The sequence below is a fragment of the Pseudoxanthomonas sp. LH2527 genome (assembly GCF_022539275.1).
Taxonomy (GTDB): Bacteria; Pseudomonadota; Gammaproteobacteria; order Xanthomonadales; family Xanthomonadaceae; genus Pseudoxanthomonas_A.
This window is the reverse complement of sequence record NZ_JAKZBW010000001.1, coordinates 203,122-218,397: the sequence shown is the minus strand read 5'-3', so window position 1 is coordinate 218,397 and position 15,276 is coordinate 203,122. Positions and strand designations below refer to the sequence as shown.

Sequence of the window (15,276 nt, the reverse complement as noted above, 5' to 3'; positions counted from 1 at the left end):
CGCTCATCGCGCCTCCACCTCGAACGTCGCGCGCACGCGGGCATCGGCACTCGAGCCGCCCACGCGCACTTCGTAGCGGCCCGGCGGCACCGTGTAAACGCCACGTGCCTCGTCGTAGCGGCGCAAGGCCTGCTCCGGCTGCAGCTCGAAGGCGACCGTGCGGCGTTCCCCCGGCGCCAGATGGACACGCTGGAAGCCGCGCAGTTCCTGCTGCGGATCACCGGGGCCGGCCTGCAGCGGACGCACGTAAAGCTGCACAACTTCATCGCCCGCGCGCTTGCCGGTATTCGCCACGTCGACCTGTACGCGCACGCGGCCGTCGGCGCGCACCTTGGCCGCGTCGGTACGCAGCCCGCTGTAGTCGAAGCGCGTGTACGACAGGCCATGCCCGAACGGATACAGCGGCGTACCGCGGAAGTAGCGGTAGGTGCGGCCTTCCATCGTGTAGTCATCGAAGGCCGGCATGACCTGGTCGGCCGTGTAGAACGTCACCGGCAGGCGACCCGCCGGGTTCGCGTCGCCGAACAGCGTCTCGCCCACGGCGGTGCCACCGCGCTGGCCCGGATACCAGCTCATCAGGATGGCCGGCAGGTTCGCCTGCGCCCAGTCCACCGCCAGTGCCGAACCACCGGTCAACACCAGCACCACCGGCTTGCCGGTGGCGTGCAGCGCTTCCAGCAGGGCACGCTGCGTGGCAGGCAGGCGCAGGTCGGTGCGGTCGCCACCGGCGAAGCCGGGATAGTTGACTGTCATCTCCTCGCCTTCCACGTCGCCGGTCAGGCCACCGACGAACACCACCACGTCGGCGTTGCGCGCGATGTCGATCGCTTCCTCGAACGGCGCCTTCGCGCCCGGCATGCGCCAGGCCAGCCGCACGCCGGCATCGCGCTCGGCGTCGTAATACTCCAGTCGCAGGTCGTAGGCACGGCCGGCCTGCAGATCCAGTTCCACACCATCGCTGCGCAGGCGGTCGCTGTTGGTCCAGTGGTCGAGCACGCGCTTGCCGTCCACATACAGCCGGTAGCCGTCGTCCGCAGCCGCCTCGATCCGGTAGCGACCGGATACCGGCGGCAGCAACTGGCCGCTCCAGCGGATGCTGAAGCGGTCGTTCGGCACGCCCTGCCCCGGACCCGCCTCGCCGCGCGCCTGCAGGTTGTCGGTCGGCGAACCGCGGTCCCAGCGGAAGCCGATCTGCGCATCGGTGCGCACCAGCGCGGGTGCGCCGGACAGATCCTGGGTGCGGAAGTATTCGCCGCGCAGACCGCGCTCGGGAGAATCGGCGGACGGTCGCAGGTAGGCCGCCTCGATCAGCGGCGTCGCGGCCGGATCGTCGCGCCCTTCCACCAGGTCCACGCCGCGTGCGTAGCTCACCTCGATGCCCTTCGCGGCGTCGCGGATGCCTTGCAGGATCGTCACCGGCGCGGCCGGCGTACCGAAGTAGTTGCCGAGCAGCGCCATGGTGTCATCGGCGGTCGGGCCGACCACGGCGATGCGCTTCAGGTCGCGCGACAGCGGCAGGATGCCATCGTTCTTCAATAGCACCAGCGAGTGGCGCGCCGCCTTCAGCGCCAGCGCATCGTGCGCCGGCGCCTGGTTGACCGAGTACGGGATGCGCGCCCAGCGCACCCGCTCGGGCGGATCGAACATGCCCAGCCGCATGCGCGCGGCGAACAGGCTGGTGACGGCGTCGTCGATCTCGGCTTCGCTGATCAGACCCTGGCGCACGGCAGCGGGCAGCGTGGAATACTCCTCGCCGCACTCCAGCTCGGTACCGTTCTTCACCGCCAGCGCGGCGGCTTCCTCGCGGGTGGCGACGATCTTGTGGTTCTTCCAGATGTCGACGATGGCCCAGCAATCGGAGACCACATAGCCCTTGAAGCCCCAGTCACGACGCAGCACGTCGCGCAGCAGGAGCTTGCTGGCACTGGCGGATTCGCCATAGACGCGGTTGTAGGCGCCCATCACCGCATCCACGTCGCCCTCCTTCACCAGCGCCTCGAACGCCGGCAGGTAGGTGTCGTACAGGTCGCGCTTGCTGGGCTTCGCATCGAAGTGGTGGCGGTCGGCCTCGGGACCGCTGTGCACGGCCAGGTGCTTGGCGGTGGCGTCCAGCTTGCGGTAGACCGGATCATCGCCCTGCAGGCCGCGCACGAAGGCCACGCCCATGCGCGCGGTCAGGTACGGATCCTCGCCGTAGGTTTCCTGGCCCCTGCCCCAGCGCGGATCGCGGAAGATGTTGATGTTCGGCGACCAGAACGTCAGGCCCTGGTAGCGGCCGTGCTGGCCGTCGCGGACGAACTGGTGGTGCTTGGCACGTGCCTCGTCGCTGATCGTGGTGGCCACCTCGCCCATCAGCGGCACATCGAAGGTGGCCGCCAGGCCGATGGCCTGCGGGAACACCGTCGCCTGCCCGGCGCGCGCCACGCCGTGCAGCGCTTCGTTCCACCAGTCGTAGGCGGGAACGCCCAGGCGCTCGATGGCCGGCGCAGCGTTTTGCATCTGCGCCGCCTTTTCCTCCAGCGTCATCTCCGCGACCAGCGCAGCCGCGCGCGCCTCGAAGCTGCGTGAGATGTCGAGCCACGGTTTCGCGTCGGCCGCGTACGCGGAAGGTGCCGCCCACGTGGCCACACAGAGGGCCAGCATGCACAGGCCGGGCGCGATGCGCCGGGCGATGGAAACGGAAGGCTTCGTGGTCATCATTTGCTCCTCGAAGCGCGCTCGTCGCGCGCGAACGGTCCCAGCAGGGCGCCGACGAAACCGCCGGCTCGATCGGTACTCAAGACGGTGCCATCGACCTTGCTGGCCAGCGGTTGCCATCCGCGGCCGTCGCCGATGTCGAAGGCGAAACCGTAGTCGCCTTCGTCGCCCTCGATCTTCAGGCGAAGTGCGTCGGTGGCCGTAACCTCGCGCGTGGCCAGCATGCGCGTGGCGCCGCTGCCATCGCGACTTTCCAGGAAGATCGCCACACGATCACCGTCCATGCGTCGCACGCCAAGGAAGTACCAGTACGCCTCGCTCTGGAACGCCGCCAGGCCGGCGGCCACGCCTGCTGCAGGCGTGCTCATCGCGGTGCTGGCCTCGAAGCGCAGGTGCTGCTGGCGACGGCCGAGGAACGCGGGGTTGCGCAAGGTGTCCAGGCCTTCGGTCAGCGGATGCACCGCGAGTGCGCCGGGACGCGCGGTCAGGTCCGCCCATGCCTGCTTCGGCACACGCACGCGAAACCAGTCTGACGCCAGCGCCGGACCCTCGAACTCGTCGCGATGCACGAAGTTGCCGGTGGACGGCGCCTGCGTGGCCTCCCCGCGCATCCACGAGGGCGCTTTCACGACATAAGGAATGGCCTGGTCGGCCGGCAGGATCTCAGGCCAGCCGTCACGCCACTGCACCGGCAGCAGGTAGGTCTCGCGTCCGGTGTTGTAGTGGCGCAGCTGGTAGTTGCGGCTGGCCAGGAACACCGCCCACCACGAACCATCGGGCCCTTCCACCAGGTCCGCGTGGCCGGCATTGGTGATCGGCAACGGCCGGTCCGCCGGCAGGTCGCGCTGGGTCAAGATGGGGTTGCCGGCGTACGGTACGTACGGGCCCCACACGTCGCGGCTGCGCAGGACGACCTGCGAATGCTGAGGCCCGGTGCCGCCCTCGGCATCGGACAGGTAGTACCAGCCCTCGCGCTTGTAGATGTGCGGACCTTCGATCCAGATCGGATTCTTTTCCGGCTCCACGCCACCATCGATCAGCACCTTGCGCGGCCCGACCGGCTGGAATCGTGTCAGGTCGATCTGCTGCATCCAGATGGCGCGATGGCCGTCGTAGCGCGCCGGTCCGGGCGGCTCGTCGTTGTTGAGCAGGTAGACCTTGCCGTCGTCGTCGAAGAACAGCGATGGATCGATGCCGCCGATGGTCGGCAGCCAGTGCGGGTCGGACCAGGGTCCGGCGGGATCGCGCGCGGTGGCGATGAAGTTGCCGCCGCTGTCGGTGGCCGTGGTGACCACGTAGAACAGGCCGTCATGGAACTCGATGGTCGGCGCGAAGATGCCGCGCGACACACTCAGACCGTCGAAGTCCAGCTGGGTGGGACGGTCGATGACGTTGCCGATCTGCTTCCAGTGCACCAGGTCCGTGCTCTCGAACACGGGGATGCCCGGGAAGTAGGTGAAGCTGGAATTGACCAGATAGAACTTGCCGTTCGCGGCGACGATGCTCGGATCCGCGTGGAAACCCGCCAGCACCGGATTGCGGTAATGGCCGGCCGGCAGCGGCGCCTCGAACGCGACATCGCGACCGCTGTACTCGAACCAGTCGAAATACACCGGCGGCGCGGCGGGCGTCTGTGCGTGCCCGCTTGCCGCCAGCACCAGCAGCGCGCCGGCCAGCACGCCGCGCACGCTGTTCCGTCGCACGGGTGTCTTGCGGCGGTGGTGCTGGGGGATGCGCAGGGAGAACAGCTTCATCGGGACACCTCGGCAGCAGTGAGGGGAAGTTCGAAGGGACCGGCCGGCAGCCCGGCGGTATCGCGCAGCGTGCAGACCGGACCATCGGCCCAGCAGTAGCGCACGTGGGTGGCGGCGTCGGCATGCGGGCCGCGCAGGACAACATGGGCGCCGTCGAGGACGGCATCGGCGTACTCGCAACGCTTCGTGCCGGCATCGCACAGCTCGAAGCCGATGGGCCCGTTCGCACCGGTCGTCACCAGCGCGCCGGTGACGCCATCGAAGGCGATGCTCACGCCCTCCGCCGAGCGCGACGCCGTGCGTGCGGTCGGTCCGGACGGTGCCAGCGCACGCTCGCCATACACGACATGGCGTGCCGCGCGCGCGAGTCGGCGAGCGAGTTCCTGCTTGTTCGGCGGATGGATGTCGTAGGCGTCGCCGATGTCGATGGCGACCACCAGACCCGACTGCGTGTCTTCCGCGACCACCTGCCGCTGCGCGTCGCGCAGTTGCGCCCAGCCGCTGTCGACCGGTGCGGTCGGCGGCATGCCGTAGCCGGCCAGTTGCACGACCAGCAGCGGCATGCGGGCGCCGAACTGACGTCGCCAGTCGTCGCGCAACATGCGCAGCAGCGCGGCGTACGCGGCGGCTTCACCGGTATTGGATTCGCCCTGGTACCAGAGCATGCCGCGCAGGCCGTAGTCCCCCAGCGGCGCGATCATGCCGTTGTACAGCGTCGACAGGCCGGTCGCGGCCTGCCATGGCGCACCCGGCGGCGCCTCGGCGGCCGGCGCGACGCGGTAGCGCCATGGCGCATCCAGCACCGCGCGGGTACCGTCATCGAAGCGCAACGCCTGCGCGTCCAGCGGGCCGGCAAGGCCGCCGTCGCGATAGGTGTCCAGCACGTTGACCACCACGGTATTGACCCCGGCCTTCAACACGCCTGCCGGCAGCGGATACCGCCTCGCCTCGCCCGCGCCATAGCGGCTGCCCACCGCCACGCCGTTCACCCAGGTCATGTCGGTCTCGTCGGCGGCGCCCAGTTCCAGCGTCGCGGCGACCGCGGCCTGCGTGGCCGTCAGCGTCACCTGCGTGCGGTACCAGACCATGCCGTTGTAGTCGGCCAGCGCCGGCACGCCCCAGCGCTCCCATGCGCCGAGCGACGCAGGCGCCTCGTGCCAGCCGTCACCGGATGCGTCGGGTTGCCACGGCAGGTCACCGGGAACGGCGTCCTTGCGCGTGGTCCACCAGGTCTCCCAATGCCGACCCCACTGGGCGATCCCCGCCGACGCATCGTCCGCGTACGTCTCCAGCACATCGAGGACCTCATCGCGGCCACCGCCGGCACGCAGGGCGGCGGCACCGGTCCAGGCCTCGATCCGTGAGCCGCCCCATGCGGCCTGGATCAGTCCCATCGGCACGTCGACCGTCTTCTGCAACTCGCGCGCGAAGTACAGGCAGGCAGCGGAAAAATCGCGCACCGTGTCCGGCGACGCGGGCTTCCATGCGGTCGCGCCGGCGAACGAGGCTTGCGGCGTCACGGCCGCCGCCTGCGGCACGGTGAACAAGCGGATGCGCGGATACGACGCCGAGGCGATCTCGCTGCTGGCATCGAGCGCACGCCAGATCGGCAGTTCCATGTTCGACTGCCCGGAACACAACCACACATCGCCCATCTGCACGTCGCGCACGACCTGGGTCGCCTGCCCTGCCATGACAGTCAAGGTGTGGGAGCCGCCGGCTGCGAGCGGTCGCAGCGCCACGCGCCACCGGCCGTCCGCCGCCGCGCGCGTCGTAACCGTCTGCCGCGCAAGCGTCACCGTGACCGTGTCGCCTGCGCCGGCCGTGCCCCATACCGGGATCGGCCTGTCCCGCTGCAACACCGCGTGGTCCTGGAACATCGCATGCAGCAGCGGCGCCTGCGCGTCGTCCTGTGCACGCGTGCCCGAACTGCAGCACAGCAGCATGAGCGCCAGCGCTTTGCCTGTCATCACACCCGCACGGCTCATCGCCCATCCCCCGGTGCGAACGGAAACTGCAGGGACCGGTAATACGAAAGCGAATGCGGCGGCGCCGCTTCCCCGGCTGGCAGTGCGCGCCCGTTGAGCGACTGGAAGTAGGCCACGCTTGCATCACGCCACCACTGCGCCTCGTTGCGCTGGATGCGCAGGAAGGCGGCAACGTGCGCATGCCGTGGCGCATCCACCTTGTCGCGCAGGCCCTCCCACGTGGCCTGCATCGCCTCGATCTGGCGCACGCCGCGCGTGTAGCGATGCACCAGTTCGTCCCAGAGCGGACGCCCGGATGCCATGCGGTGGTCCCACGGCACATGGTGGAACCACAGCAGCAGCGATTCCGGCACGCGCTTCACGTCGCCGACATCCCGTGCCACCGCAGGCGCGTACTGCGACACCGCATTGCTGCCGCGCGTGGTGCGGTCGAAGCCGATGCCGTCGCGATCGGCGCGGTGGTAGTACACCGAGGTCCAGTCCGCACGCGGCCCGCCGTCCACCCAGGGACCGGGACCGTAGTGGTGCCCGCGCGCCATCACGTGGTGCAGGCCCAGCGGCGTCATGTAGTCCACCGCCGCCTCGCGCGAAGCCATCATCATGTCGACGACCGGCTGCACCACGCCGGGATCGCGCGCGAACGTCATCGCCACCCAGTCTGCGGCGATGGCGCGCGAGGATTGCCTCGGATTCCACGCCAGCCGGCCGAACACGTACCAGTTGGCCTGGTCGAAGTGCGAACCGCTCCAGGTGCGGTCGTCGCCGATGTTGGCCACGCCGGCGATGCCGGTCAGCCTATGGCCGTCCAGCGAGCCGTCGACCACCCGCGCGACGGTGGAACCCGGACCGCGTGCATGCGTGTCGGCGCGCAGGACTTCCTCGTACAGCGGGCCCTGGTAGACGAGGTGCGTGGCGAATCCGAGGTATTCCTTGGTGATCTGGAACTCCATCATCAGCGGCGTTTTCGGCATGGCGCCGAACAGCGGATGGAACGGCTCGCGTGGCTGGAAGTCGATGGGGCCGTTCTTCACCTGCAGCAGCACGTTGCGGCGGAACGCGCCGTCGAGGACGACGAATTCGTTGTAGGCCTGCTTGGCGCGATCTTCCGGCACATCGTGGGCGTAGACGAAGGCGCGCCACATCACCACGCCGCCATGCGGCGCCAGTGCATCGGCCAGCAGATTGGCGCCATCGGCATGCGAGCGGCCGTAGTCCTGCGGACCGGGCTGGCCTTCCGAATTGGCCTTGACGAGGAAGCCGCCGAAATCCGGGATCACCGCATATATTTCGTCCGCCTTCTTCTGCCACCAGCGCTGCACGGCCGGATCGAGCGGATCCGCCGTCGCCAGCCCGCCGATCTCGATGGGCGCGCTGAAACGCGCACTGAGGTACACGCGGATGCCGTACGGGCGGAACACGTCCGCCAGCGCCGCCGCCTTGCGCAGGTAGTCGGGCGACAGGCTCAGCGCGTTCGCGTTGACGTTGTTGAGGACGGTGCCGTTGATGCCCAGCGATGCATTGGCGCGGGCGTAGTCGGTATAGCGCGGATCGCGCCAGTCCGGCAGCGTGTGCCAGTCCCACAGCGAGCCGCCGGCATAGCCGCGCTCGACATAGCCGTCCAGGTTGTCCCAGTGATTGAGCACGCGTAGCCGCATCGCCGGCGACTCGCGGAGGTCAAGCCCTTCCAGCGATGTTCCGGTCTGCAGCAGGCGCAGCAGGTGGAAGACCCCGTAGAGCACGCCGATGTCCTGGCGTGCCGCCACCAGCAGCACGTCGCGCCCTTCGACATGGGCCTGCCGGAGCAGATAGCCCTCGTCGCCCAACACGTCCAGATCATGGCGGAACGGTGCGACCCATCGCGACGAATCCGGGGTGCCCAGGATCAGCATCCGCTGCCCTGCCCCTTCGGCCTGCAGACGCGGCGCACTGCCCAGCAGGCCGCCAAGGCCACGCATCAGTTCTTCGCGTGCGGCGCGCTGGGTAGCGGTCTGGTCAGGCGCGACCATCTCTCCCAGGCGCGTGCGGTACTGCTCGGCCAGGCTGGAATCGACCGGTCCGTAGCGCAGCCACAGGTCGTAGCCATCCTCGGCACGCACGCTGCCCATGCAGCCGAGCAGGAAGAGGAACACCGCCAGCAGCCAGCCCCGCCGCCCGTCGCCGCGCCCGAGGGTTAGCGGTAACATTCGGATGTCCAGGGGACAGGCGGGCGCGAACTGTTCCATCATCCCCCCTGGTACCCGCTCCGTGCCGGCCCATCGCCGTGCGGCGCCGCCATCGTGGAAGAAGGGAACGCGTATTGGACAAGCCGAAGAAGTCGATCCGCCGCAAGAGCAGCGGCGTGACGATCGATGAGGTGGCCGCCCTGGCGGGTGTGTCGCCGATGACCGTGTCGCGGGTGATCAACAACCAGGGCAAGGTCCGTGACGCCACCCGCGAGCGCGTCATGCGCGCCGTCCGGGAACTCGACTACACGCCCAACCTCGCCGCCAGTTCGCTGGCCGCCGCGCAGCACACGCGCATCGCGTTGATCTACACCAATCCCAGCGGCGCCTATCTGCGCGAACTGCTGGTGGGCCTGCTGCGCGTCGCCTCGCGCACCGCCGTGCAACTGGTGATCGACTACTGGGACGACCTGGATGCCGAATCCGAACGCAAGGCCGCGCGTGCGCTGGCCGGGCGCGTCGACGGCGTGATCCTGCCGCCGCCGCTGTGCGAATCGCGCGCGGCGGTGACCGAACTCGTCAAGGCCGGCATCCCGGTGGTCGCCATCGCTTCCGGACGCTTCAGCGACGACATCTCGTGCGTGCGGATCGACGATTTCCGCGCCGGCCGGGAAATGGCCGAACACCTCATCCAGCAGGGCCACAGCCGGATCGGCTTCATCCGCGGACGCAGCGACCTGAGCGCCAGTTCGCGGCGCTACGATGGCTTCATCACCGCCCTGCACGAGGCCGGGCTGGAGGTCGAGCCCGCCCTCGTCCAGCAGGGCGACTATACCTACCGCTCCGGCCTGAAGGCCGCCGAGAAACTGCTGGCCCATCGCAAGCCACCGACCGCCATCTTCGCCAGCAACGACGACATGGGCGCGGCAGCGATCTCGGTGGCGCATCGTCGCGGCCTGGACGTGCCGCGCGACCTGTCGGTGGTCGGCTTCGACGACACCTCGGCCGCCACCACCGTCTGGCCGGAACTGACCACCATCCACCAGCCGATCGCGTCGATGGCCAACGCGGCCATCGACATCCTGCTGCGCGGCATCAAGCGCAGGACCGACAGCACGCGCGTGCTGATGGACCACGTGGTGCCGCACCGGCTGGTCGTCCGCGATTCGGTGGCGGTGCCACCCAAGCGGCGATAGCGCGCGGCGGGCGCTCACGCGGCCCCCGTACCCGGGTCACGCAGGCAGCGCACCGGTGCCCCGATGACGCCGGCCTGCGGCGTCATCGACAACGGAGGCACGGGACTCACGCGCCCGGGCATGCGACGGTGGCCTCGGCTTCGTTCAACGCACCCAGCGCCACGCGCGACACGGAGACCGTCATCGTCCCCGCGGTACCGATGGCCCAGGGGCGATCCAGCTTGCCGACATCGGCGCCGGCCTTGGCCAGGCACTTCAGCGGCACGCCGACGCGCTTCCACTGACCGACCGGCAGCGTGGCCAGCGTGGGCGCGATCGCGATCCGCGCGGTGCAGCCGGCGCCGCAGCCGACGGACAGCCAGGCATCCCCGGTCGGCGCCGCGTCCACGCGCAGCGTGGTCAGCAGCATCACGTCCCCATTGCTTTCGCGCTGAAGGTCGAGCGCGGTGTGCGACGGCAGCGCGACGGTCGCCTCGCCCTTGCCGGACCAGGCGAAGCGACGCGCGTCTTCCTGCGCCAGATGATCCACGCCGGTGGCGCGCAACAGGTCGCCCTCCAAAGCTTCAGGCACCTTGGTGATGGTCACGCCCTGCCCGTCGGCGGTTTCCAGTCGCATCGCGATGCCGGCGCCGGTGTCGCCGCGGGCGAAGAACACGCCCGGTGCACCTTCATCGCCGTTCACACCCGAGTCTTCCGGCAACGCGGCCAGGTCGCCCTTGTCGGCGTAGGTCAGGCCGTAGCCGAACGCGAACAGCGGGTCGTAACCATCCTGTCCCACATTGTTGGCGTACTGCACGGCCGTGCGCGGCCAGCTGAAACTCAGCTTGCCCTTGAAGTCGTGCTGCACGCTGTCGTCGACCTTGCGCAGCAGCACGTCGGCGATGCCCGCACCTTCCGAACCCGGCAGCCACGCCGCCACGAACGCATCGGACGCATTGATCTCGCGATTCATCCACAGCGGGCGGCCGCTGAGGAACACCGCCACCACCGGAATGCCTTCCGCCTTCAGGCGCTTGATCAGCGCCAGGTCGGTGTCGTCGCCCGGCTTGTACAGCAGCGTCGGCAGGTCGCCCTGGAATTCGGCATACGGGTTCTCGCCGAACACCACCACCGCCACGTCGGGCTTCTGCGCGTACTTGCCGTCGACGGCGAGGATCGCTTCGCCACCGGCCGCCTTGGCCTGCTGCGCGATGCCTTCGTAGATCGAGTCGGCGTTGGGGAAGTCCTTGCGCGTGGTGCCGGTGCCCTGCCAGTTGAGCGTCCAGCCACCGGCCTGCTTGCCGACATCGTTCGCACCGTCGCCGGCAACGAGGATGCGCTGCTTCGGCGACAGCGGCAGCACGCCGCCCTGGTTCTTCAGCAGCACCAGCGATTCGCGCACCGCCTGCCGTGCGACCGCACGATGCTCCGGCGAGCCGAGCAGGGCGAACTGGCCACCGACGGCACGCGACGAGGGCTTGCCGGCCTCGAACAGGCCCAGGCGGAACTTCACCCGCAGGATGCGGCGCACCGCATCGTCCAACCTTTCCTGGGTGATGGTGCCGGCCTTCACCGCCGCCAGCGTGCTCTCGTAGAAGCCCTTCCAGCTGTCCGAGGCCATTGCCATGTCGAGGCCGGCGTTGATGGTGGCCGGGCAATCGGTATTCGTGCAGCCCTTCACCTGGCCATGGCCGTTCCAGTCGCCGACGACGAAGCCGCCGAAGTTCATCCGCCCTTTCAGCGCATCGGTCAGGTACGGCTTGTGGCCGTGCATCTTCTCGCCGTTGACGCTGTTGAACGAGGCCATCGCCGTCTGTGCGCCCGCGGCGATCGCCGGCGGGTAGCCGGCGGCGTGGATGCGCACCAGCTCGGCTTCGCCGATCTTCGTGTCGCCCTGGTCCTTGCCGTTGGTGGTGCCGCCATCGCCGAGGAAGTGCTTGACCGAGGCGATCACGTGGCGACCATCAAGGAAGGCAGGCGTGCCGACCTTGCCCTGCAGGCCTTCCACCACCGCCGCCGAGTAGCTGGCCACCACCTCGGGCGATTCGGAATAGCCTTCGTAGGTGCGGCCCCAGCGATCGTCCTGCGGCACCGCCACGGTCGGCGCGAAGGTCCACTCCATGCCGGTGGTACGCGTTTCCAAGGCGGTGATCTCTCCGATCCTGCGCAGCAGTTCGGGGTTGCGCGCCGCGCCCAGGCCGATGTTGTGCGGGAACAGCGTGGCGCCGACGATGTTGCTCTGCCCGTGCACGGCATCGATGCCGAAGATCACCGGGATCGCCTTGCCGCCCTGCGAGGTGTCCATCGAGGCGTCGTAGAAGGCATCGGCCAGCGCCAGCCACTCGGCCGGCGTGGCGTCGTAGCGGCCGCCGGGATCGGAGTTGCCGCCCGCCAGGATCGAGCCCAGACGGTATTTACGCAGATCTTCCGGGGTGATGCTGGCGATGTCGCCCTGCACCAGCTGGCCGACCTTTTCCTCCACCGTCATGGTGGCCATCAGGTCGGTGATGCGCTTTTCGAGCGCGGCGTCCTCGGCCAACGGCCAGGCGACCTGCGGCCACGGGTTGGTGTCGGGCGCGGCAGCGGACGCCGCCGCCTTGTCGTCGCCCTTGCAGGCGCCCAGGGCCAGCACCAGGGCGGCCAGCAGCAGGCCGCCGCGGGCGCGCGGGATCTTGCGGAGGTTCATCGTCTTCATCCTTCCATCTGCTCCAGTTCACGACCTTTGGTCTCGTGAACATACTTCAGCACGAAGAGCACCGAGATCGCAGCCGCCAGCGTGTACAGGCCGTAGGCGCCGGCCAGGCCGATCCCCGTGAGCAGCATGGGGAACGTCCAGGTGATCAGGAAGTTCGCACTCCACTGCGCCAGCCCGGCCACCGCCAGGCCCGAGCCGCGGATCTGGTTGGGGAACATCTCGCCCAGCATCACCCACATCACCGGGCCCCAGGACAGGTTGAAGAACACCACGTAGAGGTTGGCCGCCACCAGCGCCAGCACGCCCATGTTGTCGGACAGCTGCAGCTTGCCGGCGGCATCCAGCGTGCCGGTGGAGAACGCGAAGGCCACCAGCCCCAGCGTCACGGCCATGCCGGCCGACCCCGTCCACAGCAGCGGCTTGCGGCCGATGCGGTCGACCAGCAGCATCGACACGACGCAGGCGCCGATGCTCAGTGCGCCGGAGATGACGTTGATCAGCAGCGCGTCGTTTTCGGAGAAGCCCACGGCCTGCCACAACACCGCGCCGTAATAGAACACCACGTTGATGCCGACCAGCTGCTGGAACGTGGCCAGGCCGATGCCCACCCAGACGATGGGGCGCACCTTGCCGGTGGCCTTGCTGATCAGGTCGGACAGCCGTGGCGCATGGTGGTCCGACGCGAGCGACGCATCGATCTCGGCCAGCTTGCGCACCCCGGTCGCGTCGCCATAGAGCCGCTTCAACACGGCGAGCGCCTGCTCCTTCCTGCCCTTGGCGGCCAGGTAGCGCGGACTCTCGGGGATGAACAGCAGCGCGCCCAGGAACAGCGCCGCCGGCAGGATCTCCACCCAGAACATCCAGCGCCACGCTTCATACCCGAGCCACAGCGGGGCCAGCGAGGAACTGGCGAACTTGGCCAAGAAATAGTTGCTGAGGAACGCCGCGAACAGGCCCGAGATGATCGCGATCTGCTGCACCGTGGCCAGCCGCCCGCGGTACCGCGCCGGCGAAACCTCGCTGATATAGGCGGGCGACATGACGCTGGCGGCGCCGACCGCGAATCCGCCGATGATCCGGTACACCACGAACTCGACCGACGAGGTCGCGATGCCCGAGCCCCATGCGGAGACGAGGAAGAACACCGCCGACCAAAGCAACATCGTCCGCCGACCGTAGCGGTCGGCCAGCGTCCCCGCGAACCACGCGCCCACCGCACAGCCCAGCAGCATGGACGCCACGTTGAACCCGGTCACCGCCGCATCGGACCCGAAGGCCACCTTCAGCCCGTCCACGGTGCCGTTGATGACCCCGCTGTCGAAGCCGAACAAAAAGCCGCCGATCGTCGCCACCAGGCTGATCAGGATGATCAGCCTGGTGTTCTCTCCCCCGGTCATTGCCTGGTTCATCGCCTTCCCCTTCCCCAATGCTGGTGTGTCGATGCGCGGCGCGTTCAGCGCAGCAGGTACTGGTTGAGCAGGTTCTCGTAGCGTTCCTGCTTGCCACTGATCTGCTTCGGTTCGCCCTGCCCGGCCGCCAGCGCCGCCAGATCGGCCAGCCCCAGCGTGCCGTTCTCGAAGTCCTTGCCCTTGCCGCTGTCGAAGCTGGCGTAGCGCTCGGCGCGCCACTGTTCCCACGGCGACTCGGTGAGCAACGCGTGCGCCACTTCCAGACCACGCGCGAACGCGTCCATGCCGCCGATGTGGGCGATAAACAGGTCTTCCAGATCCGTCGATTCGCGACGCACCTTGGCGTCGAAGTTCAGGCCGCCTTCCAGCCCGCCCTGGCGCAGCACCACCAGCATCGCGCCGACCGTGTCGTACAGGTCGGTCGGGAACTGGTCGGTATCCCAGCCGTTCTGCGCATTGCCGCGATTGGCGTCGATGCTGCCCAGCAGGCCGTGGTCGGACGCCACCTGCAGGTCGTGCTCGAAGGTATGGCCCGACAGCGTGGCGTGGTTGGCCTCGATGTTGAGCTTGAAATCCTTCGCCAGCCCGTGTTCCTTCAGGAAGCCGGCCACGGTGGCGCTGTCGAAGTCGTACTGGTGCTTCATCGGCTCCATCGGCTTGGGCTCGATCAGGAAGTTGCCCTTCAAGCCGATGCTGCGGCCGTAGTCGCGCGCCATGGTCAGGAAGCGGGCGAAGTGTTCCACCTCGCGCTTCATCTGTGTGTTGACCAGCGACGCGTAGCCTTCGCGGCCGCCCCAGAACACGTAGTGCTCGCCCCCCAGTTCCACCGTCGCGTCGAGCGCCGCCTTCACCTGCACGGCGGCACGCGCGACCACGGCGAAATCGGGATTGGTGGAGGCACCGTTCATGTAGCGCGGATGCGAAAACAGGTTGGCCGTGCCCCACAACAGCTTCATGCCGGTGGCATCCTGGCGCGTCTTGGCCAGCGCCACCATGTGCTTGAGGTTCTTCTCGTACTGGCCGATGTCGTCGGCATCCGGCGCCAGGTCGATGTCGTGGAAGCACCAGTACGGCACGCCCAGCTTGGTGAAGAACTCGAACGCCGCATCGACCTTGGCTTCGGCCGTCGCCATCGGCGAGCCGGCTTCCCACGGGAAATGGCGCGTGCCCGGGCCGAACGGATCGTGGCCGGCGTTGCAGAAGGTGTGCCAGTAGCAGACCGCGAAACGCAGGTGCTCCTGCATGGTCTTGCCACCGATCTTCTTCTGCGCGTCATAGACCTTGAAGGCCAGGGGATTGTCCGAGCCGCGGCCCTCGAACGGGATGCGGCCGATGCCGGGGAAATATTCCTTGGCGCCGATGAAGGGCTGGGTGCTCATGGTGCGAGGGTCCTGTG

Annotated in this window: 8 protein-coding genes; 1 reads left to right on the top strand and 7 read right to left on the bottom strand. The window is 68.6% G+C overall.

The annotated features are described in order from the left end of the window. Positions 1 to 3 precede the first annotated feature (3 nt). The 4 genes from MMG85_RS00935 to MMG85_RS00920 all read right to left on the bottom strand — a co-directional run bounded on the left by MMG85_RS00935 (position 4) and on the right by MMG85_RS00920 (position 8,544). Complete coding sequence (locus MMG85_RS00935; protein WP_241044296.1) at positions 4 to 2,643, bottom strand: glycoside hydrolase family 3 protein; 2,640 nt, start codon at positions 2,641 to 2,643, stop codon at positions 4 to 6. Positions 2,644 to 2,696: 53 nt separating this feature from the next. Next, positions 2,697 to 4,385 carry a glycoside hydrolase family 43 protein gene (locus tag MMG85_RS00930; protein ID WP_241044295.1) on the bottom strand — a complete coding sequence of 563 codons (1,689 nt, stop codon included), beginning with the start codon at positions 4,383 to 4,385 and terminating at the stop codon, positions 2,697 to 2,699. 62 nt (positions 4,386 to 4,447) lie between these two features. Then, a complete protein-coding gene (locus MMG85_RS00925) occupies positions 4,448 to 6,397 on the bottom strand; it encodes a sialate O-acetylesterase (RefSeq protein ID WP_241044293.1) in 1,950 nt (649 codons plus the stop codon). Between the two features lie 38 nt (positions 6,398 to 6,435). Further along, positions 6,436 to 8,544, bottom strand: a complete 2,109-nt coding sequence (locus MMG85_RS00920) for an alpha-glucuronidase family glycosyl hydrolase (RefSeq protein ID WP_277399687.1) — start codon at positions 8,542 to 8,544, stop codon at positions 6,436 to 6,438. A 191-nt stretch (positions 8,545 to 8,735) separates the two neighbouring features. Between MMG85_RS00920 and MMG85_RS00915 the strand changes: the two genes are divergently transcribed. Further along, the gene (locus MMG85_RS00915) at positions 8,736 to 9,797 is read left to right on the top strand and encodes a LacI family DNA-binding transcriptional regulator (RefSeq protein WP_241044150.1); all 1,062 of its coding nucleotides are present in this window, start codon (positions 8,736 to 8,738) and stop codon (positions 9,795 to 9,797) included. Between the two features lie 106 nt (positions 9,798 to 9,903). On the opposite strand, the gene MMG85_RS00910 is transcribed toward MMG85_RS00915, so the two are convergent. The 3 genes from MMG85_RS00910 to xylA are packed head-to-tail and all read right to left on the bottom strand — an operon-like array spanning position 9,904 to position 15,259. After that, positions 9,904 to 12,471 (bottom strand): exo 1,3/1,4-beta-D-glucan glucohydrolase, encoded by a 2,568-nt coding sequence (locus MMG85_RS00910; protein ID WP_241044148.1) that lies wholly within the window; start codon positions 12,469 to 12,471, stop codon positions 9,904 to 9,906. Next, positions 12,468 to 13,880 carry a sugar porter family MFS transporter gene (locus MMG85_RS00905; protein ID WP_241044147.1) on the bottom strand — a complete coding sequence of 471 codons (1,413 nt, stop codon included), beginning with the start codon at positions 13,878 to 13,880 and terminating at the stop codon, positions 12,468 to 12,470. The genes MMG85_RS00910 and MMG85_RS00905 overlap by 4 nt, the downstream gene beginning before the upstream one ends. 44 nt (positions 13,881 to 13,924) lie before the next feature. Beyond that, positions 13,925 to 15,259: a xylose isomerase gene (xylA, locus tag MMG85_RS00900; RefSeq protein WP_241044145.1), complete on the bottom strand. Its 1,335-nt coding sequence runs from the start codon at positions 15,257 to 15,259 to the stop codon at positions 13,925 to 13,927. Between the last annotated feature and the right edge of the window lie 17 nt (positions 15,260 to 15,276).

Coding starts and splice junctions, on each gene's coding strand:
- MMG85_RS00925 (WP_241044293.1), bottom strand. CDS start 6,397: ATGCTGCTGTGCTGCAGTTCGGGCACGCGTGCACAGGACGACGCGCAG.
- xylA (WP_241044145.1), bottom strand. CDS start 15,259: ATGAGCACCCAGCCCTTCATCGGCGCCAAGGAATATTTCCCCGGCATC.
- MMG85_RS00910 (WP_241044148.1), bottom strand. CDS start 12,471: ATGAAGACGATGAACCTCCGCAAGATCCCGCGCGCCCGCGGCGGCCTG.
- MMG85_RS00920 (WP_277399687.1), bottom strand. CDS start 8,544: ATGGGCAGCGTGCGTGCCGAGGATGGCTACGACCTGTGGCTGCGCTAC.
- MMG85_RS00905 (WP_241044147.1), bottom strand. CDS start 13,880: ATGAACCAGGCAATGACCGGGGGAGAGAACACCAGGCTGATCATCCTG.
- MMG85_RS00935 (WP_241044296.1), bottom strand. CDS start 2,643: ATGCTGGCCCTCTGTGTGGCCACGTGGGCGGCACCTTCCGCGTACGCG.